The sequence below is a fragment of the Streptomyces sp. NPDC019890 genome, assembly GCF_044903445.1.
Lineage (GTDB): Bacteria > Actinomycetota > Actinomycetes > Streptomycetales > Streptomycetaceae > Streptomyces.
The window spans coordinates 1-23850 of the sequence record NZ_JBJDQK010000020.1; the positions used below are offsets into that span (position 1 = coordinate 1).

A 23850-nucleotide genomic window follows, 5' to 3' on the forward strand; every position below is an offset into this window, starting at 1 on the left:
CCTCCGGAAACGGCAAGGGCCAGATCTTCGTCAAGGGCGAGGTCATCAAGACCGTGCCCGAGTCGAAGATCGTCGAGACCCTCATCGAAGAGGCGTTGAAAATCGCCGAGCAGATGGAGAAGGACGGCGTCCCCTCCGGCGTGCCCGTGGTCGACGCGGTGGGCGAGCCCGAGGTCTCCGTCGGCTGACGACTGTTGTACCGGCCCCGCTCGCGCCGCTGCGCGCTGCGGGGCCTTGCGCTGGGCTCGGCAGCGCCCGGACCTGCCAGGTACAGTGCGGAGATCAGCAGACCGTATGGTGAGGCCCCCTCGTGTTGACGCAGACCACCACCCGGGTCCTCGACCCCAGTGACCTCGGCGCAGCGCTCGCCATCCTCGAGAGCGAGCCCGTTGTGAACGCCTTCGTGGCCTCGCGAGTCCAGGTCGCCGGGCTCGACCCGTGGCGCCTCGGCGGTGAGATGTGGGGCTGGTACGCGGACGGGCGGCTCCGTTCGCTCTGCTACTCCGGCGCCAATCTCGTCCCCATCTGCGCCACCCCCGAGGCCGTGCGTGCCTTCGCCGACCGTGCGCGCAGAACCGGCCGCCGCTGCTCCTCCATCGTCGGCCCGGCCGAGCCCACCGCCGAGCTGTGGCGGCTGCTCGAGCCGACCTGGGGCCCGGCCAGGGATGTACGCGCACACCAGCCGCTGATGGTCACCGAGCAGCTTCCCGACGGCATCGAGGCCGATCCGCACGTCCGTCGCATCCGTAAGGAGGAGATGGACGTGATCATGCCGGCCTGCGTGGCGATGTTCACCGAGGAGGTCGGCATCTCGCCGATGTCCGGCGACGGCGGACTGCTCTACCAGGCCAGAGTCGCCGAACTCGTCGGCACCGGACGGTCGTTCGCCCGCATCGACGACGGCCAGGTCGTCTTCAAGGCCGAGATCGGCGCGGCCACCACGCAGGCCTGCCAGATCCAAGGCGTATGGGTGGCACCGGAGTTCCGCGGCCGCGGGCTGTCCGAGACCGGCATGGCCGCCGTGCTGCGCTATGCCCTCGCGGACGTCGCGCCGGTCGCCAGCCTCTACGTCAACGACTACAACACCGCGGCCAGGGCGGCGTACCGGCGGGTGGGCTTCCGCGAGGTCGGTGCCTTCATGAGCGTGCTGTTCTGACTGCGAGTCGCGGGAAGTAGGGTTCGCGCATGGCAGCACTCTCAGGCGGCGGGCCCCGGACTCCCAGCGTTGTGGTCGGACCGATCAATCTCGCCGCACGGATCGACGAAGCCCTGGCGGTGCAGGCGCTCGCCTTCGGGCTCAGCGACGACGAGGTCGAGGTGCGCCGCCATATCGTCTACCGGCATCTGCTCTACCCCGGGGCCTGGGCGCTGGGTGCGCTGACCGAGTCGGGACGCCTCGTCGGATTCGTGTACGGCATGCCGAACGACCGCACGCACTGGTGGTCCACCGTCGTCGAACCGTATCTGCGCCGCACCGGCACCGACGGCTGGCTCGACGACTCCTTCGTCATCACCGAACTCCATGTCCACCCCGGTTTCCAGGGGCAGGGCATCGGCCGCTCGCTGATCACCTCGATCACCGACAGCGCGGAGCAGCCGCGGTCGATCCTCTCGGCGATCGACATCGAGAGCCCGGCGCGCGGCCTGTACCGCGCGCTCGGCTATCAGGACCTCGCGCGACAGGTGATATTCCCCAGCGCGCCGAGTCCGTATGCGGTGATGGGGGCGTCGCTGCCGCTGGTGCGGCGGTGAGTGGGTCCTGCCGGGGGTCCGGGGGTTGTCCCCCGGGGTGTGCAGCCCCAGCGCGCCGAGTCCGTATGCGGTGATGGGGGCGTCGTTGCCGCTGGTGCGCGGGAACTGATTTCCGCCTGCCCCGGCCGCCCGGATAACCTCCTGAGCATCACCCTTTCTTGACGCAGGAGAGTTCCCCATGGCAGCCCAGGTCCAGCGCATGTCCCGTCTGATGGTCAAGACACTGCGCGACGACCCTGCGGACGCCGAGACGCTCAGCCACAAACTGCTCGTCCGCGCCGGCTATGTCCGGCGCAACGCCGCGGGCATCTGGTCCTGGCTGCCGCTCGGCAAGAGGGTCCTGGAGAACGTCACGCGTGTGGTGCGCGAGGAGATGGACGCGATCGGCGCGCAGGAGGTCCTGCTGCCGGCCGTGCTGCCCAAGGAGCCGTACGAGGCGACGGGGCGCTGGGAGGAGTACGGCGCGGAGCTGTTCCGGCTCAAGGACCGCAAGGGCGCCGACTATCTCCTCGGGCCGACGCACGAGGAGATCTTCACCCAGATCGTCAAGGACCAGTGCACGTCCTACAAGGACCTGCCGGTGATCCTCTACCAGATCCAGACGAAGTTCCGCGACGAGGCGCGTCCGCGTTCGGGCATCCTGCGCGGCCGCGAGTTCCAGATGAAGGACTCGTACTCCTTCGACACGAGCGACGAGGGTCTGGCGGAGGCGTACGCGCTGCACCGCGAGGCGTACATCAAGATCTTCGAGCGGCTCGGGCTCGACCACCGCATCGTGTCGGCGGTCTCGGGTGCGATGGGCGGCTCGGCCTCCGAGGAGTTCCTGGCGCCGGCGGCGGCGGGCGAGGACACCTTCGTGTACTGCCCCTCCTGCGACTACGCAGCGAACACGGAGGCCGTGACCTTCGTGGGCGAGCCCGTGGACGGCGCCGCGCACGGCCTTGTCGAGGAGCTGGACACACCCGACACCCCGACGATCGAGGCGCTCGCCCAGCACCTGGGTGTGCCGGCCTCCGCGACCTTGAAGAATCTGCTGGTCAAGGTCGACGGCGAGATTGTCGCGGTCGGCGTGCCGGGCGATCGTGAGGTGGACCTGGGCAAGCTGTCGGACCACCTGGCCCCCGCCGAGGTCGAGCTGGTCACCGCGGAGGACTTCACGGACCGTCCCGATCTCGTACGCGGCTACGTCGGCCCGCAGGGCCTGGAGAAGGTCCGCTACATCGCGGACCCGCGCGTGGCGCCGGGCACGGCATGGATCACCGGCGCGAACAAGCCCGACAAGCATGCGCGCAATGTCGTCGCGGGCCGTGACTTCGAGGTCGACGAGTACCTCGACGTCGTCGTGGTCGAGGACGGCGACCCGTGCCCGAAGTGCGGTACGGGCCTGAAGCTCGACCGCGCGATCGAGATCGGCCACATCTTCCAGCTGGGCCGCAAGTACGCCGACGCCTTCCAGCTCGACGTCCTCGGTCAGAACGGCAAGCCGGTCCGGGTGACGATGGGCTCGTACGGCATCGGCGTCTCCCGCGCGGTGGCGGCGCTGGCCGAACAGACGGCGGACGAGCAGGGCCTGTGCTGGCCGCGGGAGATCGCCCCGGCGGACGTCCATGTGGTCGCGGCGGGCAAGGCGCTCCAGACGGAACTGGCGCTGGACGTCGCGGACCAGCTCTCGGCGGCGGGCCTGCGGGTGCTGGTGGACGAGCGGGCGGGCGTCTCGCCGGGCGTGAAGTTCACGGACGCGGAGCTGATCGGCGTCCCGAAGATCGTGGTGGCGGGCCGCCGGGCGGCGGAGGGCGTGGTGGAACTGAAGGACCGCAGGACGGGGGAGCGGGAGGAGCTCACGGTGGCGGAGGCGGTGTCGCGGCTGCGGGGGTAGCGCCTGCGGCGGGCCTGTTCCGGGGCTCCGCCCCGGACCCCGCGCCACGCCCGAAGGGCGTAAGGGGGCCTGGGGGCCTGCCCCCAGTTCGGGATGGGGGTACCTCCCACGGCCGCCAGGCCGTACGGGGAGGGCGGGGTGGCGAACTACAGCCAGCCCGCGAACTCCAGCGTCAGCTCCGCCTCCCGGCGGCGCCCCGCCGCCATCGCTCGCGTGCCCGACTCCACCGCCCGGAACAGCGTCCACCCCCGCAGCCGCTCCCGGTTCACCTCCAGCGAGTCCGCCAGTCTGTTCACCCGCCGCCGTGCCGCCGCCGCGCCCGCGGAGGTCGCGATCAGGTCCTCGACCCGGTCGCGGACCAGGCGTGCCAGGTCGTAGGCGCGCTCGCCGACCACGGGCTCCGGGCCCACCGCGAGCCATGGGGCGCGGTCGCCCGCGAGAACCTTGCCCTGGCGGAAGTTGCCGTGCAGCAGCAGGAGTTCGGGCGAGAACGACGTGAGCTCGTCGCGCACGTCGAGTGCCGAGGCGACCAGCGCGGCCGTCCCCGGGTCCGCGAACGCACGCATCGCCTCCGCCTGCCGCGCCGTCCGGTCCGCGACCGTCTCGAAGCCGTGGTCCGCCGGCGGTTCGACCCACAGCCGCCGCACCGTTCCCGCCGCCTCCAGGAGCGCCTTCGCCTCCGGCAGCGACCGCAGCGACACCTCCGGGTGCAGCCGCTCAAGGAGCAGCGCGTCCTCCGCGGCTTCGAGCAGCCGCGCCGCGCCGCGGCCGTCCCAGTGCTCCAGTGCCGCACGCTCCGGCGCGGGCGCGGCCGACGGCGGGGCGACCTTCAGCGCCGCCGCCGTGCCGTCCGGCCGCCGTACGAGCAGGACCAGACTGCTCCGCCCGCCCGGCGCCATCACCCGCTCGACATCCAGCTCCCAGCGGTCCGCCGCCTCCTGGACGGTCTTGGACAGCTGCCCGAGCCATTCGTCTCTCTCGCCGAGTGCCTGGACAAGCCGCTGCGGCGGTTCGAAAGCCATGCGTGCGAAGTTCCCTTTCACTTCCCTGTCGCCCGCTCGGCGAGCCCAGGAAAGGCTACGCCGCTGCCACGCCACCGAACCGCGCGGACGGCCGCCTCGCGCAGCGCGACCGCGGCCTCCCTGCGCAGCGGCCCTTCCGCGGCTCGTACGAGGTCGGAGTAGACGCCTGCGACCCGGTCCTCGAGCACCGCGGCCAGCCGCAGGGCGGCCGCCGCGTCCGGCACTGCGAACGGCAGAGCGTACGCCGCGGCCGCAGCAGCCGGCGTACCGCCCAGGTCGCGCGCGGTGCGCTCCAGCGCGTCCCGCCGGGCCCGGTGGGCGGCATACGCGGCCGTGGCCTCGCCCTCGCGGTCGTCGCCGATCCGGCCGCCGACGACCCCGTACCCGTACACCGCCGCGTGCTCCGCGGCCAGCGCGGCCTGTACGGCCTCCAGCGCCTCCGGCGTGCTCATCGCGGGCCCCCCTTCGTCAGCAGGTACGCATGCGCCGCACCGGCCGCCGCGATCGAGGCGAGCAGTCGGGCCAGCTCCGGCCCGGCGTCGACGAGCGCGGCCATGTGCGCGTCGGACGTACGGCGTTCCGCCACGGCCAGTGCCTTGACCGCGGCCGGGGCAGTGGCCGGAACCGTCCCGGGAGCGGCCACCCGCGTCGTTCCACCGAGCGCGGCCACATGCTCGGACACCGCCTCCCGCAGGGCTGCCAACTGCCCGGCCAGCGACGGGTGTTGGGCGATGACGGCGTCGTACTGGTCACGCAGCGAACCGCTCGCCGCGGCGAGCCGCCTGCGCAGCGCCGCCTCCGCACGCGCCGCATTCCGCGCCGTGTCCGGCGCCGAGCCGGGCGTGCGCCGGCGCTCGCGCTCCTCGCCCGAGCAGCCCGTCAGCGCTCCCGCCGCGACCGCGCCCGTCACCATGAGCGCACGCCTGCGTGTCGTTCCCGTGCGCCCCACGACTGTCTCCCTCGGGCCTGCGCTGATCATCGCCGCAGGCGAGCGTACCTGCGGGTCCTGGCCGGGTGGACGGCAACACCCCTCGCGACCGGATACCCTTTGATCTGACACGCGACGATCCCCACAACAGCACACGCGGCCGAGGAGTCACCCGGATGAGCACCACCCAGAGCGAGAGGCTGCGCGGGCTGCTGGAGCCGCTCGTCAGCGCCGCGGACCTGGATCTGGAAGAGATCGAGGTGTCCCGGGCGGGCAGGCGCCGCATGCTGAGGATCACCGTGGACTCCGACCAGGGCGTCGAGCTCGACGCATGTGCCGAGCTCAGCCGCGCCATCTCCGGGAAGCTCGACGAGACGGACGCGATGGGCGAGGGCGAGTACGTCCTCGAAGTCAGCTCGCCCGGCGCCGACCGCCCGCTGACCGAGCACCGCCACTACGTGCGTGCCGTCGGCCGGCTGGTGAAGCTGCAGTTGCACGAGGGCGGCGAGTTGGTGGCCCGCATCCTCACCGTGGACGACGAGGGACTCGACCTCGAGGTGCCCGGCGTCAAGGGACGCAAGCCCACCGCCCGCCGGGTCACCTTCACCGAGATCGCCAAGGCTCGCGTGGAGATCGAGTTCAGCCACAAGGACAAGAAGGAAGAGGAGGCGTAGCCGTGGACATCGACGTAAAGCTCCTGAAGGGCTTGGCACAAGAGAAGGAGATCCCCTTCGACCTGCTGGTCGAGGCGATCGAGTCGGCCCTCCTCATCGCGTACCACCGCACCGAGGGCAGCCGCCGCCACGCCCGTGTCGTGCTCAGCCGGGACACCGGCCATGTGACCGTGTGGGCCAAGGAGGACGCGGCCGACCTCGAGGAGGGGCAGGAGCCGAAGGAGTTCGACGACACCCCTTCCGACTTCGGCCGGATCGCCGCCACCACCGCCCGCCAGGTCATCCAGCAGCGGCTGCGTGACGCCGAGAACGACGTCACCTTCGGCGAGTACGCCCGCCGTGAGGGCGATGTCGTCGCAGGCATGGTCCAGCAGGGCAAGGACCCCAAGAACGTCCTGGTCAAGCTGGACGACAAGCTCGAGGCGATCCTGCCGGTGCAGGAGCAGGTGCCGGGCGAGGAGTACACGCACGGCCAGCGCCTTCGTACGTATGTCGTACGCGTGGCCAAGGGCGTGCGCGGGCCGTCCGTCACGCTGTCCCGCACCCACCCCAATCTGGTGAAAAAACTCTTCGCGCTGGAGGTCCCGGAGATCGCGGACGGCAGCGTCGAGATCGCGGCGATCGCCCGAGAGGCCGGTCATCGCACCAAGATCGCCGTCCGCTCGACCCGCTCGGGCCTCAACGCCAAGGGCGCCTGCATCGGCCCGATGGGCGGCCGTGTGCGCAATGTCATGGCCGAGCTGCACGGCGAGAAGATCGACATCGTGGACTGGTCGGACGACCCGGCCGAGATGGTGGCCAACGCCCTCTCGCCGGCCCGTGTCAGCAAGGTGGAGGTCGTCGACCTCGGCGCCCGCTCCGCCCGCGTGACGGTCCCCGACTACCAGCTGTCGCTGGCGATCGGCAAGGAGGGGCAGAACGCCCGGCTGGCCGCCCGCCTCACCGGCTGGCGCATCGACATCCGCCCGGACACGGAGCAGAGCGCCGAGCAGGGCTCCGAGCAGGAGTCGGACCGGAGCTGAGGAATGGTACGGGACGGGAACCCGTTGTAGTGACGGCGGGCCGGTACCGGGAGCGCGCAGGCCTCACCTGGATCGAGACAACAGCCGTTCGATTTTTGCCCCAAAGGGGTGAGGTCGGTGCGGGGAGGTAGACTGAACGTGTCTGGCCGGACGCAGACCCACGTATGCCCTGAGCGAACCTGTGTGGGATGCCGGGAGCGAGCGGCCAAGAGCGATCTGCTGCGGATCGTGGTGAGCGGGGACATATGCGTCCCCGATGATCGCGGTACGCTGCCCGGCCGGGGTGCGTATGTGCACCCCGCCTTGGTCTGTCTCGACATGGCAGTCCGCCGCCGGGCGTTCCCCAGGGCCTTCAGGGTCAAGGGGCCGCTCGATACCGCGGATGTACGCCGGTACGTCGAACAGGCAGCACTGTAAGAAGAAGTACGGCACGGAACCCCGTGCGATCAGGTACCTCGCGAGTTGGAAGTAGGTCGAGATTGCGATGAGCACTCGATGAGTACGCGATGAGTACGCCCATGAAGTAGCGACGGTCCGGCGGTAACCCGGACCTAAAAGGAGCGAAGTGGCTAAGGTCCGGGTATACGAACTCGCCAAGGAGTTCGGCGTGGAGAGCAAGGTCGTCATGGCCAAGCTCCAAGAACTCGGTGAATTCGTCCGTTCGGCGTCCTCGACGATCGAGGCGCCGGTTGTACGTAAGTTGACTGACGCTTTGCAGGGACCCGGCTCCGCCGGCAAGTCCGCTGCCAAGCCCGGCGCGCCTCGCAAGGCCGCGCCCGCCAAGCCTGCCGCGCCTTCACCGGCGTCGTCGGCCCGTCCCGCTGCCCCCAAGCCCGGCGCCCCGGCCCCCAAGCCGGCCGCAGCCGAGGCTCCGGCGAGCAGCGCCCCCAGCACCCCGTCCGTGGCCCCGGCTTCCGCCGGCCCGCGTCCGGGTCCCAAGCCCGCACCGGCCAAGCCCGCTCCGGCGGCTCCGGTGCCCGCGGCCGAGTTCTCGGCCCCGGCTCCGGCCCAGCCCGCCGCGCCGCAGGCCCCGCGTCCCGCGGGTGCCACTCCCGGGCCTCGTCCTGCCGGTGGCCCTGCCCGTCCGGCTCCGGCCGGCGGTCAGCGTGACGGTGGTCGTGGCGGCGAGCGTCCCGCACGTCCCGCCGGTCAGGGCGCCCCGCGCCCCGGCGGCCGCCCGGCGGGTCCCCGTCCGGGCAACAACCCCTTCACCTCGGGTGGCTCCACCGGTATGGCGCGCCCGCAGGCGCCCCGTCCGGGTGGTGCCCCGCGCCCCGGCGGCGGTCAGGACCGTCCCGGCGCCCCGCGTCCGCAGGGTGGTCCCGGCGGCGCTCCCCGGCCGCAGGGTCAGGGCGGCGCCCGTCCGAGCCCCGGCGGCATGCCGCGTCCGCAGGCTCCCCGTCCCGGCGGTGGCCCCGCAGGTAACCGCCCGAACCCGGGCATGATGCCGCAGCGTCCCGCTGCCAGCCCCCGTCCTGGTGGCGGTCCTGGTGGCGGCGGTGGCCGTGGTCCCGGTGGCGGCGGCGGTCGTCCCGGCGGCGCCGGTGGCGGTCGTCCCGGTGGTGGCGGCGGCGGCTTCGCCGGTCGTCCCGCCGGTCCCGGTGGCGGTCGTCCCGGTGGCGGCGGCGGTTTCGCCGGTCGTCCCGGTGGCGGTGGCCCCGGCGGTGGCGGCGGCTTCGGTGGCGGCGGTGGCCGTCCCGGCTTCGGCGGACGTCCGGGTGGTCCCGGCGGCCGTGGTGGCACGCAGGGCGCCTTCGGCCGTCCCGGCGGCCCGGCGCGTCGTGGCCGTAAGTCGAAGCGGCAGAGGCGCCAGGAGTACGAGGCCATGCAGGCCCCGTCGGTCGGCGGTGTGATGCTGCCTCGCGGCAACGGCGAGACCGTTCGCCTGTCGCGCGGTGCGTCCCTCACCGACTTCGCGGAGAAGATCAACGCCAACCCGGCGTCGCTCGTTGCCGTGATGATGAACCTCGGCGAGATGGTCACGGCCACGCAGTCGGTCTCCGACGAGACGCTGCAGCTGCTGGCCGACGAGATGAACTACACGGTTCAGATCGTGAGCCCGGAGGAGGAGGACCGCGAGCTTCTCGAGTCCTTCGACATCGAGTTCGGCGAGGACGAGGGCGGCGAGGAAATGCTCGTCTCCCGTCCGCCGGTCGTGACCGTCATGGGTCACGTCGACCACGGTAAGACCCGACTGCTGGACGCGATCCGCAAGACGAACGTCGTCGCGGGCGAGGCCGGCGGCATTACGCAGCACATCGGTGCGTACCAGGTCGGCACCGAGGTCAACGGTGAAGACCGCAAGATCACCTTCATCGACACCCCGGGTCACGAGGCGTTCACCGCCATGCGTGCCCGTGGTGCCAAGTCCACCGACATCGCGATCCTCGTGGTGGCGGCGAACGACGGTGTGATGCCCCAGACGATCGAGGCGCTGAACCACGCCAAGGCGGCCAACGTGCCGATCGTGGTCGCGGTCAACAAGATCGACGTCGAGGGCGCGGACCCGACCAAGGTGCGCGGTCAGCTGACCGAGTTCGGTCTGGTGGCCGAGGAGTACGGCGGCGACACCATGTTCGTCGACATCTCCGCCAAGCAGGGTCTGCACATCGACAGCCTGCTGGAGGCCGTGGTCCTGACCGCGGACGCTTCGCTCGACCTCAGGGCGAACGCCGAGATGGACGCACAGGGTATTGCGATCGAGGCCCACCTCGACCGCGGCCGCGGTGCCGTCGCCACCGTGCTCGTCCAGCGCGGAACGCTGCGTGTCGGCGACACGATGGTCGCCGGTGACGCGTACGGCCGTGTCCGGGCGATGCTCGACGACAACGGCAACAACGTCGAGGAAGCGGGTCCGTCGACCCCCGTCCTGGTCCTGGGTCTCACCAACGTCCCCGGCGCCGGCGACAACTTCCTGGTCGTCGACGAGGACCGTACGGCCCGTCAGATCGCCGAGAAGCGCGCCGCGCGTGAGCGCAACGCCGCCTTCGCCAAGCGCACCCGCCGGGTGTCCCTCGAGGACCTCGACAAGGTGCTCAAGGCCGGTCTTGTGCAGGATCTCAACATCATCATCAAGGGCGACGCGTCCGGTTCGGTGGAGGCTCTCGAGTCCTCGCTGCTCCAGCTCGACGTCGGCGAAGAGGTCGAGATCCGCGTTCTGCACCGTGGTGTGGGTGCGGTCACCGAGTCCGACATCGACCTGGCGATGGGCTCCGACGCCATCGTCATCGGCTTCAACGTCCGTGCGGCCGGCCGTGCCGCGCAGATGGCGGAGCGCGAGGGCGTCGACGTCCGGTACTACTCGGTGATCTACCAGGCCATCGAGGAGATCGAGGCGGCCCTCAAGGGCATGCTCAAGCCGGAGTACGAAGAGGTCGAGCTCGGCACGGCGGAGATCCGCGAGGTCTTCCGCTCGTCCAAGCTGGGCAACATCGCGGGTGTTCTCATCCGCTCCGGCGAGGTCAAGCGCAACACCAAGGCCCGGCTCATCCGCGACGGCAAGGTCATCGCGGAGAGCCTCAACATCGAGGGTCTGCGTCGCTTCAAGGACGACGTCACCGAGATCCGCGAAGGCTTCGAGGGCGGTATCAACCTCGGAAACTTCAACGACATCAAGGTCGACGACGTCATTGCGACGTACGAGATGCGCGAGAAGCCGCGCGGCTGATCAGGCCGGGTTTTCCGGGGGGACACCCCCGGAGCCACCTGTCAGGTCGGGGCCGGTCGACGGACATATATCCGTCGATCGGCCCCGGCCGTTGCGTGTACGGTTCTTGTGTCCCTGCCAAGTGGTCGGCGGGGCCACTGACCCCGAACCGGCGGGACATCCGGACATACATGTATGTGGGGACACTGTCCTTCGATCTGCTCCTCGGCGACGTCCGGTCGTTGAAGGAGAAACGCTCCATCGTCCGGCCGATAGTCGCCGAGCTCCAGCGCAAATACGCGGTGAGCGTGGCGGAAGTCGGCGACCAGGACCTCCATCGCAGGGCCGAGATCGGCCTGGCGGTGGTCTCCGGGGACACGGGGCACCTGACAGACGTACTCAACCGGTGCGAGCGCCTGGTCGCCGCCCGGCCCGAAGTGGAACTGCTCTCGGTGAGACGCAGACTCCACAGCGACGAAGACTGAAGCTTGAGCAAGGCAAAGAAGGAGACGGACCAGTGGCCGACAACGCGCGGGCGAAGAAGCTGGCGGACCTCATCCGGGAGGTGGTCGCCGAGAAGCTGCAGCGCGGCATCAAGGACCCGCGCCTGGGCACGCACGTGACCATCACGGACACTCGCGTCACCGGTGACCTGCGGGAGGCCACGGTCTTCTACACGGTCTACGGCGACGACGAGGACCGGGCGAGCGCGGCGGCCGGGCTGCAGAGCGCCAAGGGCGTGCTGCGTTCGGCGGTCGGAGCGGCGGCGGGGACGAAGTTCACGCCGACCCTCACCTTTGTGGCGGACGCGCTCCCGGAGAACGCCAAGACGATCGAGGACCTCCTCGACAAGGCGCGTGCCTCCGACGCCAAGGTGCGCGAGGCGTCCTCGGGCGCCGCGTACGCCGGCGAGGCCGACCCGTACCGCAAGCCCGAGGACGAGGACGAAGCCTCGGAATGAGCAGCACGGCAAAAACGCCGGACGGCCTTGTCATCGTCGACAAGCCGTCCGGCTTCACTTCGCACGACGTCGTCGCCAAGATGCGCGGGATCGCCAGGACCCGCCGCGTCGGGCATGCGGGGACGCTCGACCCCATGGCCACCGGCGTGCTTGTGCTCGGCGTCGAGAAGGCCACCAAGCTTCTCGGGCACCTCGCGCTGACCGAGAAGGAGTACCTCGGCACCATCCGGCTGGGGCAGAACACGGTCACGGACGACGCCGAGGGCGAGATCACCTCGTCGGCGGACGCCTCCGGGATCTCCCGGGACGCGATCGACGCGGGCGTGGCCACGCTGAGCGGCGACATCATGCAGGTGCCGTCCAAGGTCAGCGCCATCAAGATCGACGGCAAGCGGTCCTACGCGCGCGTCCGCGGCGGCGAGGAGTTCGACATCCCGGCCCGCCCGGTCACCGTCTCGCAGTTCACGGTGTACGACGTCCGCGAGGGCGTGGCCGAGGACGGCACGCACGTCGTCGACCTGGTCGTATCGGTCGTCTGCTCCTCCGGTACGTACATCCGCGCCCTGGCCCGTGACCTCGGCGCCCATCTCGGCGTCGGCGGGCATCTCACGGCACTGCGCCGCACCCGCGTCGGTCCTTACGGCCTGGACGCGGCGAAGACGCTGGAGCAGCTCCAGGAGGAGCTCACCGTGATGCCGATCGCGGAGGCGGCCGCCGCCGCATTCCCGCGCTGGGACGTGGACGAGAGGCGCGCCAGGCTGCTCATCAACGGCGTACGGCTGGACATGCCGCCGTACGACACCGCGCCCGTGGCGGTCTTCGGGCCCGAGGGCCGCTTCCTGGCGCTGGTGGAGGAGCACAAGGGCAAGGCAAAGAGCCTCGCCGTCTTCGGCTGAGCGCTCGCCGGGAAATCGATCCCACCGTGGAACGGGCAGGCACGCCTGCCCGTTCCACGATCCCCCTCCCCACAGGGTCTATCCATCGCGGCCCTCATATTCACCCCACCGGGCAGGCGCTCGGAGTGAACCACGGGTGCACTCGGGGGCGCTTTCGCCACACGTTCTTCACCTGGTGATCACCGTCGTCCTACCGTCGAGATCATGGGACGCGGGGACGTGGCAACGCTGGTACGTATCTGCGATCTGGCCGGGCGACCGCGCGGTACCGGGTTCGTCGCCGACGAGCTGGGCACGGTCGTGACCAGTCATGAGGCCGTGGACGGGCTGGTCCGGGTGGTGCTGCACGCCCCCGGCGACCGCACCTGTCTTGCCGAGGCCGATGCCATCACGCCGCTGCCGGAGGCGGGTCTGGCGCTGGTGCGCACCGAAGGGCTCGGGGTGCGTCCGCTGCCGATCAGCACGCGGGAGCGGGTCGAGTCGGGAACGTATGTACGGATCCCCGCACGCGGCTGGCGTGAGGCGCGGGTGCTCGGCACGGCCCAGGTGACCTACACCGCGACCGACCGCTTCCATCTGGTGGGCGACGCCCTGGAGTTGGCGATCGGGACCGACGGGAGCGATGCGCTGCGCCTCGGCGGCGAGGCCGCCGGGGGACCCGTGCTGGACGCCTCGACCGGAGCGGTGCTCGCCGTCCTCGGCACCGCGCTGCTGTCCGGTCACCGGGCGGCCGGCTTCGCGCTGTCGCTGCGGCCCGCGGGAATGCCTGCGGACGGGCCGCTCGCCGAACTGCTGCGGCGCAACGCCGCGACCGTCCCCGGGTGCGGTCACGATCTCAACCTCGCCGCCGTACTGGAGCTCACCGCGACGTCCGTCGGCTCGGCCGGCGGGCCGGGCGTCCGGCCCGAGCCCGTTGAACGTCCGGACACCGTAAGGGAGTTCGAGGCCTTCGGCGCACTGGTGATGGCGCTCGTCGGAGAACCCGGCACGGGGCGTACGACCGAACTCGCCGCGCTCGCCGCGCGCCGCGCCCGCGGCGCGGAGCCCGCCCCCACCGTGTGGCTGCGCGGCGCCGATCTGCACGCCGACGACACCTCGGTCGCCGACGCCGTTGCGCGCGCCCTCGGGCAGGCCGGACGCATCCTGGCCGCCTCGGGTTCCCGTGGCGACATGGAACTCGTCACCCCCGGGCGGGTGGCGCGGCTGGCGCGTGAGGCGGGGCGGCCGCTGCTGGTGCTGCTGGACGGTCCCGAGGAGATGCCGCCCGCGCTGGCCCACCGGCTGGCGGACTGGACCGCGGGGACGGTGAGCTGGCTGAGCTCGTGCGCGGTGCGGATGGTCGTCGGCTGCCGGCCCGAGCACTGGGAGCAGGCCGGGGCCCTGTATCCGCAGGACGTACTGCACCGGCCCGCACAGCCCGCGCACCGGCTGCCGCCCGCGCTCCGGATCGGTGGACTCGGCGCCGGTGAGGCGGAGCGCGCGCGGGAGCGGTACGGGCTCCCGGCCGGGGCGATCGCCGCCGCGGACGAGCGGCATCCGCTTGCGCTGCGGCTGCTCGCGGAGGTGCGGGAGGCGCTGCCCGGCGAGGTGCCGGGGCAGCCCTGTCGCGAGGACGTCTTCACCGCGCATCTGGATCTGCTCTGCCTGCGGATCGCGGTACGCATCGCCGCGGCATCCCGGTCCCACTCGCGCGGGTCCGCCGTGCGCCGACTGGCGGCGAAGGTGGCGGGCCAGGTCCACGAGGCGGCCAGGCGCTGCCTCGGTCCCGGGCAGGGGGAGCTGGACCGCGAGTCCTTCGAAGAGATCTTCCCGTGGCAGCAGGGATGGGCGTCCGCGGTCCTCACCGAGGGCCTGCTGGTCCCGGCGGGGGAGGGCTACCGCTTCGCACATGAGGAGCTCGCGGACTGGGTTCAGGGCGCGCATCTGGACCTCGATGCGGCGCTCCACTCCCTGGTCCACCGTTGGCATGCGCGGGGGCCGGTGGAGTCGGGGGTTCCGGAAGCCGGCCCGCTGCCGGTCCCGCGGCACCGCATCGGTCCTGTGGTCCAGGCGCTGCTGCTGCTGGACCGGGTGCGCGGCCCGGCGGCACTGGGGCCCAGGCTGCAGGAACTGGCGGAGGCGCTCGACGGTCTGGAGGGGGCGCGCGGAGTAAGTGGTCTGGAGGGGGCGCACGGCGAGAGCGATCTGGAGGGGGCGCGCGGCGAGAGCGGCGCCCGGCTCGACGACGCCCGGTGGTGGGGCGCGCAACTGCTGGGGCAGACGCTGCTGCGGGTGCCCGACGCCGGAGCGTATCTGCCGGTGCTGCGGCTCCTCACCGAGCGGATCACCCGGCGTTCCGTACGCTCCGGAGGGCTCCAACACCTCGGCGGGCTCGGTGAGTTCGGGCCCTGGTTCTGGGAGCGGCTGCGGGTGACCGAGGTCCAACGGCTCGATCTGCTGCGACGGCTTGTACCGGCCGACGGCGTGCCCGGGGCCGGGACGCGGCCACGCTATCTGGATGCAGTCGCCGCGCGGCTGGCCGCCCGGCCCGCCGTCGTACAGCCCCTGCTGTGCCGCTGGTTCAACGACGCCACTCCGCTGCCCGCCGACCCCGGTGCCGAGGTGCGGCCCACCGTCGCCGCCGCCGCGCAGGCGCTGCTCTACGCCCGCCGCGACCACGCCATCGACGACCTCACCGAAGCCCTTGTCGCCACCGTCCACCCTCGCGCCGACGAACTGCTCACCGCGCTCGCCGAGGACGAGCCGTCCGCCCTGTGCCGGGCCGTCGACCGCTGGGCCCACGACCCGCGGCCCGAACGAAGGGCTGCCGCTGCCTCGTACGCACTGGCTGCCGTCGGCCGGGTCGACAGCGACGCCGACCGCGAGCTCCTCAGATACGCCGCGCTGGCGTTGCTCACCCGCACCGACGACACGACCCAGCACGGGTCCGCTCTCGCCCTGCTCGTCCACGACCCCCACACGCGCTCCCGCCATCTCGCCCAGGCGCTGACGGCCTTCGCGGCCGGTGATCCACGGCTGCCCCCGAGCGCGCTGACCGCCGCGCTCACCACGCACCCCGAGCCGGTGCTCGCTGCCTTCCGGGCGCGGCTGAATCAGCCGGGCGACGGCGCGGGGGAGGTGCTGAGGGCCCTCGCCGAGGTCTCCACGCCCGCCCTTGCCCGGCGCGTGGCCGCGCTCGTCGCCGAGTACGTCGAGAACCGGCCCGAGGGCGCGGCTCATGCCGCCGCGTACATCGACCGCCGCCTGGAACAGGGCCCCGCTGCGCGAGCCGTCCTGTTCCCGCTGGTCACCGGCTTGCTGCGGGGCCGGCCCGAACATGTGCGTGGCGCTCTTGCGCCCGTCCTCGCGGCGCCGGGGAGCCTTGTCTCGCGGCCGCTGCGGGCCGAGCTCCTCGACGTACTGCTGGAGCAGCACGAGCAGTACGAGACCCGCGACCCGGCCGTCCTGGACGCCCTGCTGCGGGCCGCCGCGCTCGGCTGCGCGACGCGTCCCGAGGCCCGCACACGTGATCTGGTGCACCGCACCGGCCTGCTTCTCGTGCGTACGCCCGAGGGCGCGACCCGCTTCGACCGGCGCCTTGTCGAGCTCGCCCGCGAGGTGCCGGGGTTCGCCCCACTGGTCACCGGGTGGCTGGCCAGGGCGCCCCACGAGTGGGCCGCGGTCGTCGGTCCCAGTGCGCGCCGGATGGTCGAGGCGGTGGGCAGCCCGATGCCGATGCGAACCGACAGCCGCGGGCATGGCAGTCTTAGACCTGCGTAATCGGCAATCACGTACACAGGTTCGGGCGAGGAGCGGTCACAGTGCAGCGCTGGCGTGGCTTGGAGGACATCCCCCAGGACTGGGGGCGCAGCATCGTCACCATCGGCTCCTACGACGGGGTCCACCGTGGTCACCAGCTGATCATCGGCCGTGCGGTGGAGCGGGCCCGTGAGCTCGGAATCCCCTCCGTCGTCGTCACCTTCGACCCGCACCCGAGCGAGGTCGTGCGCCCCGGCAGCCACCCGCCGCTGCTCGCACCGCACCACCGGCGCGCCGAGCTGATGGCGGAGCTGGGCGTGGACGCGGTGCTCATTCTTCCGTTCACGACCGAGTTCTCGAAGCTGTCGCCCGCGGACTTCATCGTGAAGGTCCTCGTCGACAAGCTGCACGCGCGCGCGGTCATCGAGGGCCCGAATTTCCGCTTCGGCCACAAGGCCGCGGGGAATGTCGCGTTCCTCTCCGAGCTGGGCGAGACGTACGACTACGAGGTCGAGGTCGTCGACCTGTACGTGAGCGGCGCGGCGGGGGGCGGCGAACCGTTCTCCTCCACCCTGGCCCGCCGGCTGATCGCCGTCGGCGACGTCGAGGGCGCGAACGAGATCCTGGGCCGCCCGCACCGCGTCGAGGGCGTGGTCGTCCGGGGCGCGCAGCGTGGCCGCGAGCTGGGCTACCCGACGGCGAACGTGGAGACGCTGCCGCACACGGCGATCCCGGCGGACGGGGTGTACGCGGGGTGGCTGACGGCGAACGGGGAGAGGATGCCGGCGGCGATCTCGGTGGGGACGAATCCGCAGTTCGACGGCACGGAGCGGACGGTCGAGGCGTATGCGATCGACCGCGTGGGGCTGGACCTGTACGGCCTGCATGTGGCCGTGGACTTCCTGGCGTATGTGCGGGGGCAGGAGAAGTTCGAGTCGATCGAGGCGCTGCTGGATGCGATTGCGGCGGACGTCAAGAAGTGCCGTGAGCTGACGGGCGCGGCGTAGGTTCCTCTCGGGGCGGGTCCCCTGGCGGGGGTGCGGGTTCCCTGGCGGGGGTGCGGGGTGCGGGTTTCGGGCGCGCCCGGGGCCATGTCGGTTGCCGCCTGGGGCCGCTTCGGGGCTCGTGTCCTGGACTGCTTTCCTCACCGCGCTTCGCGCGAGCTGCGCCGCTTTACGTCCAGAACACGACCCCTGCGCGTCCCCCTGCACCTCAGGCTTTGCGCACCCCGCGCCGTGGAGCTGGGGCATCGCGGGCGTCGGCCCAACACCCCGGCGCGGGCCCCGCACCTGCGGATTGCGGCGCCCCGCCGTGCGCCGCGAAGCTGCCGCGATGACCTTAGTCCCGGGCCGGCGGCCTGCGGCGCGAAGCTGTCGCTAGCGGGGCGCCGGGGCTTCGGTCCCAGCACCCCACCCCGACCCGCCCGCGGCGCGAAGCTGCCGCCCGGGGTGTGGGGGCGTCAGCCCTCACCGGTCCCGTCAGGGTTTCGGGAAGGGGCGGGGTGGGGGATCAACCCCCTCACGCCCAGTGGCACGCCACCCCCGTACCCCCCAGCACCCCCAGCTCCCCCGTCCTGCACCTCTCCGCCACCCCCGCCCTCTCCGCCTCGCCCGACGCCAGCACCTGGCACCGTGCATGGAAGCGGCAGCCGCCGGGGATGCTGGACGGGTCCGGGGGTTCGCCCGTCAGGACCACCGGTGGGATGTCGGATTCCGGGAGCACGGACAACAGCGCCCGGGTGTACGGGTGTCGGGGCGACGTCAAGACCTCCTCAACCGTGCCCGCCTCCACGATCCGGCCCAGGTACATCACCGCCACCCGGTCCGCGATGTTCCACGCGAGCCCCAGGTCGTGGGTCACCACCAGTGCGGACAGGCCCAGTTCGTCCCGCAGCCGGAGCAGCAGCGCGAGGATCTCGCCGCGTACGGACGCGTCCAGTGAGGCCACCGGCTCGTCCGCGACGATCAGTTCGGGCTCCAGGACCAGCGCGCCAGCGATGACGACGCGCTGGCGCTGGCCGCCGGACAGCTCGTGCGGATAGCGCAGGAAGAAGCGGTCGGGCGGCCGCAGCCCGGCACGCGACAACGCCTCGGCGACCGCCTCGCGCTCGTCCCCGGTGTGCCCGTGGATCCGCAGGCCCTCGGCCACCGCGTCGTACACCGTGTGCCTCGGGTTGAGCGAACCGCTCGGATCCTGGAGCACCAGCTGCACCCGCTTGCGGTACGTCTTCAGTGCGCGGGAGGTGTACGAGAGCGGCACGCCGCCGAAGGTGACCCGGCCGGACGTCGGCGCCACCAGACCGAGCAACGAGCGAGCCAGCGTCGTCTTGCCGCAGCCGGACTCGCCGACCAGGGCGACGATCTCGCCCGCGCCGATGTCGAGATCGACCCCGTCGACGGCCCGGGCGACCGGGGCCCCGCGCCGCCCGGGAAAGGTGACGTGCAGACCGGTGGCGGAGAGCAGGGGAGTGGTGGTCATGGGCGGCTCCTGAACCGGGCTGTGGGACACGGGAGTTCCGGGAAGGCCTCGGGCAGGGCGCACGTCACGACCGCATCCGCGCCGCGGCGCAGGGCGCACGTCACGGCCGTGGCCCCTCCGTCGCCGCACCCACCCGCACGCACGCCGCCAGGTGCCCCTCACCCGCCGTCACCAGCGCCTGGTCCTTCTCCGCGCACGCGGCCAGCGCAACCGGGCAGCGCGGGTGGAACGTACAGCCGCTCGGCAGCGCCGACGGGTCGGGCGGGTCGCCCGGCAGGCCGCGGGGGGCGCGGCGTGACGCGGTGTCGCCGATGCGCGGGAAGGCCGCGGACAGGGCGCGCCCGTACGGATGCTCCGCCGCCCCGTACACCGTCTGCGCCGGGCCCTCCTCGACGATCCGGCCCGCGTACATCACCGCGAGACGGTCACAGGTCTCGGCGAGCACCGCCAGATCGTGGCTGATCATCAGCAGGCTGATGTCCTGCACGGCGACCAGCTGTTCGATCAGCCGCAGGATCTGCGCCTGGATCATCACATCCAGCGCGGTCGTCGGCTCGTCGGCGACGATCAGCCGCGGATCGCACGCCAGCGCCATCGCGATCATCACGCGCTGCCGCTGCCCGCCGGACAGCTCGTGCGGATAGGCGTCCGCGCGGGCGACCGGCAGCCCCACCTGTTCCAGCAGCTCGCGGGCGCGTTGCCGGGCGGCCGACGGGGTGGTCTTCTGGTGCAGCAGGATCGGCTCGGCGATCTGGTCGCCGATCCGGTGCACCGCGTTGAGCGAGTGCATCGCGCCCTGGAAGACGATCGACGCCCCCGCCCACCGCACGGCCCGCAGCCGCCCCCACTTCATGGTGAGGACGTCCTCCCCGTCGATGAGGATCTCGCCGCTGAGGCGCGCCGTGGCGGGCAGCAGCCGGAGCAGCGCCAGGGCCAGCGTCGACTTGCCGCAGCCCGACTCGCCCGCGATGCCCAGCTTCTGCCCGGCGGCCACCTTCAGGTCGACGCCGCGTACGGCCGGTACCGCACGCGCCCCACAACCGTAGGTGACCCGCAGGTTCTTGATTTGGAGCAAGCTCAACGCGCCACCCCCAGCTTCGGGTTGAGCACAGCCTCGATCGCCCGCCCGCACAGCGTGAACGCGAGCGCCACCACCGCGATGGCGATGCCGGGCGGCGCCAGATACCACCAGTGGCCGGACGACACCGCGCCCGCCTCCCGCGCGTCCTGGAGCATGCCGCCCCACGAGACGACCGTCGGATCGCCGAGGCCGAGGAACGCGAGTGTCGCCTCCGTCAGGATCGCCGTGGAGATGCCGAGCGTGGTCTGCGCGAGGACCAGCGGCATCACATTGGGCAGCACATGGCGGGCCATGATGTGGCGGTGTCCGCCGCCGAGTGCCCTGGCGCGCTCGATGTACGGTCGTGACTCGACCGCGATCGTCTGCGCCCGCACCAGTCGCGCGGTGGTCGGCCAGCTGGTGACGCCGATCGCCAGGATCACCGTCCAGACGCTCCGGGACATCACGGTCGCCAGGACGATCGCCAGCACCAGTGTCGGCATCACCAGGAACCAGTCCGTGATCCGCATGAGAACGGTCGAGAACCAGCCGCCGTAGTGCCCGGCGACGATGCCGACCAGGGTGCCGATGGCCACCGACAGGGCGGCCGCGAGCAGCCCGACGGTGAGCGAGATCCGCGCGCCCCACACCAGCAGTCCGAGCAGCGAGCGCCCGAACTGGTCGGTGCCGAGCGGGAATTCATCGCTCGGCGCCTCGAGCGCGGTACCCGGCGCGTTCGTCACGCTCTGCACGTCGCTGCCGACGAGCAGCGGCGCGGCCAGCGCGATCAGGGCGATGAGCGCGAGCGCGCCCAGACCGAGGAAACCGGCGCGGTGCGTGCGGTACGAGCGCCAGAAGCGGGCCACGGAGTCGCGCCGACGGGTCCACAGGAGTGCGCTTGTCATCGGCCCACCCGGGGATCGAGCAGCGGATAGAGCAGGTCGGCGAGGAGGTTCATCACGATCATCGCCCCGGCGAAGACCACGAAAAGGCCCTGCACGAGCGGCAGATCGGGCACGCTCAGGGCCTGGTAGAACAGCCCGCCGAGGCCTGGCCAGGAGAACACCGTCTCGACCAGGATCGAACCGGCCGCCACATGGCCGAGGTTGATGAAGACCATGGTGACGGTGGGCAGCAGCGCATTGGGCACGGCATGCCGGCGGCGTACGGCGTCGTCCCGCAGCCCCTTGGCCCGTGCCGTCGTCAGATAGTCGCTGCCCATCTCGTCGAGCAGCGAGGAGCGCATCACCAGCAGGGTCTGCGCGTATCCGACGGCGACCAGGGTGAGGACCGGCAGCACCAGGTGATGGGCGACATCGACGACATACGCGAAACCGGTCTCGTCACCCGACTCCATGCCGCCGGTGGGGAAGAGACCGGGGATCGGGCCGATGCCCACCGAGAAGGTGATGATCAGCAGCAGACCGAGCCAGAAGGACGGCACCGACCAGAGGGTCAGCGCCACACCCGTGCTGAGCTTGTCGCCGAGGCTGCCGTGCCGCCACGCCGAGCGGGTGCCGAGCCAGAGCCCGATCGCCGAGTAGATCACCACGGCGACGCCGGTCAGCAGCAGCGTCGCGGGCAGTTTCTCGGCGATCAGCTCCCCGACGGGTGCGTGGAACTGGTACGACGTACCGAGATCGCCGGTCAGCGCCTTGCCGCAGTAGTCCGTGAACTGCTGCCACAGGGGCAGATCGAGGCCGAACTGACGGCGCAGCGCGGCGAGTTGGTCGGCGGACACCTGGCGGCCGTGTGTCATCGTGCGCACCGGATCGCCGGGGATGATGCGGAACAGGAAGAAGCTGGTGACGAGCACGGCGAGCAGCGAGACCGATGCCCCGCCCAGCCTGCCCGCCACATGGCGGAGATAGGCGCGTGCAGTGCCGCTCGTGGCGCGGGCCTCGGGGGCCCGCGCCACAGTGGTGGTGCTCGCCGTGCTGGTGGCGGTCATCGACTACTCACGGTCTTCCGCGGTGGAACGGCGGCGCAGCGCGAAGATGCCCGCGAGCCCGGCGGCGACCACGACGGCCGCTCCGACACCGATGATGACGCCCGTGGACGAGCCGCTGCCGGAGCCGCCCCCGTCGGCGGGTTCCGCGGACCACCAGCTCCAGTAGCCGTCCTGGCCGTAGATGTTCCCCGCGGCCTCCGGCATCGTCTTGATGGCCTTGATCTGGTCGGTGCGGTACGCCTCGACCGCGTTCGGATACGCCATGACATTCATGTACCCGGTGTCGTACAGCCGCGACTCCATCTGCTTGACGAGGTCCACCCGCTTGGCCGCGTCGTATTCGACGATCTGCTGCGCGTACAGCGCGTCGAACTGTTTGTCGCAGATGAAGTTGTCCGTCTGACCGGTGTCCTTCGGGGTGGCAGGCAGCGCCGGGCAGGTGTGGATGGACAGGACGTAGTCCGGGTCCGGGTTGACGGAGTAGCCGTCGAACGCGAGGTCGTACTCGCCCGCTGCCCACGGGTCGGAGACGTTGTCCAGACAGTCGACCTTGAGCCCGATGCCGAGCGCGCCCCACCACTCCTGCAGATACTTGCCGATCGCCTTGTCGTTCGGCTCGGTGGCATGGCAGAGGATACGGAAGCTGAGCGGCTTGCCGTCCTTGCCGAGGCGCTTGCCGGCGCCGCTCTTGCGGTAGCCGGCGCCGTCGAGGAGTGCGGCCGCCCTGGCAGGGTCGTAGGCGATCCGCTGGCCGTCGGACGGCTTCCAGAAGTAGTCCTCGAAGCGCGGCGGGATATAGCCCTCACCCGCCACGGCATGGCCCTGGTAGACCTTGTCGACGATCGCCTTCCGGTCGACGGAGTGGAAGAGCGCCTTGCGTACGGCGGGATCGAGCAGCGCGGGATTGCCGTTGCCGAACGTCTTGCCGTCCCTCGACCGGGCGCCGGGGTTGGCGGCCAGCGCCAGGAAGCGCCGGCCCGGAGCGTCATTGACCTTGATGTCCGGGGCGGACCTGAGCGAGGCGGCCTGGGCCGGGGTGAGGCCCTGGACGAAGGAGACCTCGCCCTTCTGCAGTGCCGCGACGGCCGCGTCGCCGTCCTTGTAGTACTTGAACACCAGCTCGTCGAACTTCGGCGCGCCGCGCCAGAAGTCCTTGTTCGGCTTGAGCCTGACGTACTGGTCGACCTTGAAGCCGGTGATGACGAAGGGGCCGTTGCCGACGATGGGGAACTTCTTGTCGTTGTTGAACTTCGAGAAGTCGCCGACCTCCTCCCAGATGTGTTTGGGCACGATCGGCACGTCGAGCGCCGTCATGGTGGCCTGAGGCTTCTTCAGCTCGATGACCAGGGTCCCCGGGTCGGTGGCCGAGACCTTCTTGAAGTTGGAGGTGAAGCTGCCGTTGGCAGTCGCGGCGTTCTCGTCCGTCATCATCTTGTTGAAGGTCCAGGCGGCGTCCTCTGCCGTGGCCTGCCGGCCGTCGGACCACTTGGAGTTCTTCCGGATGGTGTACGTCCAGGTCAGCTTGTCCGGCGACGACTTCCACTCGGTGGCAAGGCCCGGGACGGTGTGGGCGTCCTTGACGTCGTAGTTCGTCAGGTACTCGTAGGCCAGCCGGTGGATGCTGGTGGAGACCAGCTTCGAGGCCAGGAACGGGCTGAGGGAGTCCACGCTCTGTGAGACGGCGACGGTGAGGACCTTCTTGCCGCCGTCGTCGGCGGCCTGAGCCGAGGGGGCTGCCGTACCGGCCACGACTAATGCGCCCGTGGCGCCGGTGGCCAGAAGACGTCGGATGCGTGATGGAACCTTTGTGACCATGGGACGACCTCGCGTCATCACTCGCTCGGGG

20 protein-coding genes and 1 pseudogene are annotated in these 23850 nt (G+C 71.4%); 13 read left to right on the top strand and 8 right to left on the bottom strand.

Going from position 1 to position 23850, the window contains the following annotated elements:
• The 4 genes and pseudogenes from ACI2LP_RS31880 to ACI2LP_RS31895 all read left to right on the top strand — a co-directional run.
• Positions 1-188: pseudogene (locus tag ACI2LP_RS31880) on the top strand (4-hydroxy-3-methylbut-2-en-1-yl diphosphate synthase); the annotation flags it as partial.
• Between the two features lie 122 nt (positions 189-310).
• Positions 311-1156 (top strand): GNAT family N-acetyltransferase, encoded by an 846-nt coding sequence (locus tag ACI2LP_RS31885; protein ID WP_404728020.1) that lies wholly within the window; start codon positions 311-313, stop codon positions 1154-1156.
• Between the two features lie 29 nt (positions 1157-1185).
• Positions 1186-1752 (top strand): GNAT family N-acetyltransferase, encoded by a 567-nt coding sequence (locus ACI2LP_RS31890; RefSeq protein ID WP_404728021.1) that lies wholly within the window; start codon positions 1186-1188, stop codon positions 1750-1752.
• 178 nt (positions 1753-1930) lie between these two features.
• Positions 1931-3628, top strand: a complete 1698-nt coding sequence (locus ACI2LP_RS31895) for a proline--tRNA ligase (protein WP_404728022.1) — start codon at positions 1931-1933, stop codon at positions 3626-3628.
• A gap of 146 nt (positions 3629-3774) precedes the next feature.
• On the opposite strand, the gene ACI2LP_RS31900 is transcribed toward ACI2LP_RS31895, so the two are convergent.
• The 3 genes from ACI2LP_RS31900 to ACI2LP_RS31910 are packed head-to-tail and all read right to left on the bottom strand — an operon-like array spanning position 3775 to position 5599.
• A complete protein-coding gene (locus ACI2LP_RS31900; protein ID WP_404728023.1) occupies positions 3775-4650 on the bottom strand; it encodes an aminoglycoside phosphotransferase family protein in 876 nt (291 codons plus the stop codon).
• Between the two features lie 17 nt (positions 4651-4667).
• Positions 4668-5102 (bottom strand): ferritin-like domain-containing protein, encoded by a 435-nt coding sequence (locus ACI2LP_RS31905; RefSeq protein ID WP_404728024.1) that lies wholly within the window; start codon positions 5100-5102, stop codon positions 4668-4670.
• Complete coding sequence (locus ACI2LP_RS31910) at positions 5099-5599, bottom strand: hypothetical protein (RefSeq protein ID WP_404728025.1); 501 nt, start codon at positions 5597-5599, stop codon at positions 5099-5101. The genes ACI2LP_RS31905 and ACI2LP_RS31910 overlap by 4 nt, the downstream gene beginning before the upstream one ends.
• 155 nt (positions 5600-5754) lie before the next feature.
• On the opposite strand from ACI2LP_RS31910, the gene rimP reads away from it, so the two are divergent.
• The 9 genes from rimP (at position 5755) to ACI2LP_RS31955 (ending at position 17522) form a co-directional block, all read left to right on the top strand.
• A complete protein-coding gene (gene rimP, locus ACI2LP_RS31915) occupies positions 5755-6252 on the top strand; it encodes a ribosome maturation factor RimP (protein ID WP_404728026.1) in 498 nt (165 codons plus the stop codon).
• A 2-nt stretch (positions 6253-6254) separates the two neighbouring features.
• Complete coding sequence (nusA, locus tag ACI2LP_RS31920) at positions 6255-7274, top strand: transcription termination factor NusA (RefSeq protein WP_404728027.1); 1020 nt, start codon at positions 6255-6257, stop codon at positions 7272-7274.
• 138 nt (positions 7275-7412) lie between these two features.
• Complete coding sequence (locus ACI2LP_RS31925; RefSeq protein ID WP_404728028.1) at positions 7413-7691, top strand: YlxR family protein; 279 nt, start codon at positions 7413-7415, stop codon at positions 7689-7691.
• A gap of 148 nt (positions 7692-7839) precedes the next feature.
• A complete protein-coding gene (gene infB, locus ACI2LP_RS31930; RefSeq protein WP_404728029.1) occupies positions 7840-10941 on the top strand; it encodes a translation initiation factor IF-2 in 3102 nt (1033 codons plus the stop codon).
• A 170-nt stretch (positions 10942-11111) separates the two neighbouring features.
• Positions 11112-11405: a DUF503 domain-containing protein gene (locus ACI2LP_RS31935; protein WP_360875406.1), complete on the top strand. Its 294-nt coding sequence runs from the start codon at positions 11112-11114 to the stop codon at positions 11403-11405.
• 32 nt (positions 11406-11437) lie between these two features.
• Positions 11438-11881: a 30S ribosome-binding factor RbfA gene (gene rbfA, locus ACI2LP_RS31940; protein ID WP_360875409.1), complete on the top strand. Its 444-nt coding sequence runs from the start codon at positions 11438-11440 to the stop codon at positions 11879-11881.
• A complete protein-coding gene (truB, locus tag ACI2LP_RS31945) occupies positions 11878-12777 on the top strand; it encodes a tRNA pseudouridine(55) synthase TruB (RefSeq protein WP_404728030.1) in 900 nt (299 codons plus the stop codon). The genes rbfA and truB overlap by 4 nt, the downstream gene beginning before the upstream one ends.
• A gap of 204 nt (positions 12778-12981) precedes the next feature.
• Positions 12982-16536 (top strand): trypsin-like peptidase domain-containing protein, encoded by a 3555-nt coding sequence (locus ACI2LP_RS31950; protein WP_404728031.1) that lies wholly within the window; start codon positions 12982-12984, stop codon positions 16534-16536.
• 41 nt (positions 16537-16577) lie between these two features.
• Positions 16578-17522, top strand: a complete 945-nt coding sequence (locus ACI2LP_RS31955) for a bifunctional riboflavin kinase/FAD synthetase (protein ID WP_404728032.1) — start codon at positions 16578-16580, stop codon at positions 17520-17522.
• Positions 17523-18033: 511 nt separating this feature from the next.
• Here the strand turns inward: ACI2LP_RS31955 and ACI2LP_RS31960 are convergent.
• The 5 genes from ACI2LP_RS31960 to ACI2LP_RS31980 form a co-directional block, all read right to left on the bottom strand.
• Positions 18034-18993, bottom strand: coding sequence for an ABC transporter ATP-binding protein (locus ACI2LP_RS31960; RefSeq protein WP_404728033.1), 960 nt, complete (start codon positions 18991-18993; stop codon positions 18034-18036).
• Positions 18994-19093: 100 nt separating this feature from the next.
• Entirely contained in the window at positions 19094-20074 is a 981-nt protein-coding gene (locus tag ACI2LP_RS31965) for an ABC transporter ATP-binding protein (RefSeq protein ID WP_404728034.1), read from the bottom strand.
• Positions 20071-20958 carry an ABC transporter permease gene (locus tag ACI2LP_RS31970; protein WP_404728035.1) on the bottom strand — a complete coding sequence of 296 codons (888 nt, stop codon included), beginning with the start codon at positions 20956-20958 and terminating at the stop codon, positions 20071-20073. Before ACI2LP_RS31970 ends, ACI2LP_RS31965 begins: the two co-directional genes overlap by 4 nt.
• On the bottom strand, positions 20955-22004 hold the full coding sequence (locus ACI2LP_RS31975; protein WP_404728036.1) for an ABC transporter permease: 1050 nt from the start codon (positions 22002-22004) through the stop codon (positions 20955-20957). The genes ACI2LP_RS31970 and ACI2LP_RS31975 overlap by 4 nt, the downstream gene beginning before the upstream one ends.
• A gap of 3 nt (positions 22005-22007) precedes the next feature.
• Entirely contained in the window at positions 22008-23819 is a 1812-nt protein-coding gene (locus ACI2LP_RS31980) for an ABC transporter substrate-binding protein (RefSeq protein WP_404728037.1), read from the bottom strand.
• Between the last annotated feature and the right edge of the window lie 31 nt (positions 23820-23850).

What these genes read in the sequence shown, in the direction of transcription:
- ACI2LP_RS31980 (WP_404728037.1), bottom strand. Translation starts at nt 23,819, where the DNA reads ATGGTCACAAAGGTTCCATCACGCATCCGACGTCTTCTGGCCACCGGC.
- ACI2LP_RS31950 (WP_404728031.1), top strand. Translation starts at nt 12,982, where the DNA reads ATGGGACGCGGGGACGTGGCAACGCTGGTACGTATCTGCGATCTGGCC.
- ACI2LP_RS31900 (WP_404728023.1), bottom strand. Translation starts at nt 4,650, where the DNA reads ATGGCTTTCGAACCGCCGCAGCGGCTTGTCCAGGCACTCGGCGAGAGA.
- ACI2LP_RS31935 (WP_360875406.1), top strand. Translation starts at nt 11,112, where the DNA reads ATGTATGTGGGGACACTGTCCTTCGATCTGCTCCTCGGCGACGTCCGG.
- ACI2LP_RS31975 (WP_404728036.1), bottom strand. Translation starts at nt 22,004, where the DNA reads ATGACCGCCACCAGCACGGCGAGCACCACCACTGTGGCGCGGGCCCCC.
- ACI2LP_RS31970 (WP_404728035.1), bottom strand. Translation starts at nt 20,958, where the DNA reads ATGACAAGCGCACTCCTGTGGACCCGTCGGCGCGACTCCGTGGCCCGC.
- truB (WP_404728030.1), top strand. Translation starts at nt 11,878, where the DNA reads ATGAGCAGCACGGCAAAAACGCCGGACGGCCTTGTCATCGTCGACAAG.
- ACI2LP_RS31960 (WP_404728033.1), bottom strand. Translation starts at nt 18,993, where the DNA reads ATGACCACCACTCCCCTGCTCTCCGCCACCGGTCTGCACGTCACCTTT.
- ACI2LP_RS31895 (WP_404728022.1), top strand. Translation starts at nt 1,931, where the DNA reads ATGGCAGCCCAGGTCCAGCGCATGTCCCGTCTGATGGTCAAGACACTG.
- ACI2LP_RS31905 (WP_404728024.1), bottom strand. Translation starts at nt 5,102, where the DNA reads ATGAGCACGCCGGAGGCGCTGGAGGCCGTACAGGCCGCGCTGGCCGCG.
- rimP (WP_404728026.1), top strand. Translation starts at nt 5,755, where the DNA reads ATGAGCACCACCCAGAGCGAGAGGCTGCGCGGGCTGCTGGAGCCGCTC.
- ACI2LP_RS31890 (WP_404728021.1), top strand. Translation starts at nt 1,186, where the DNA reads ATGGCAGCACTCTCAGGCGGCGGGCCCCGGACTCCCAGCGTTGTGGTC.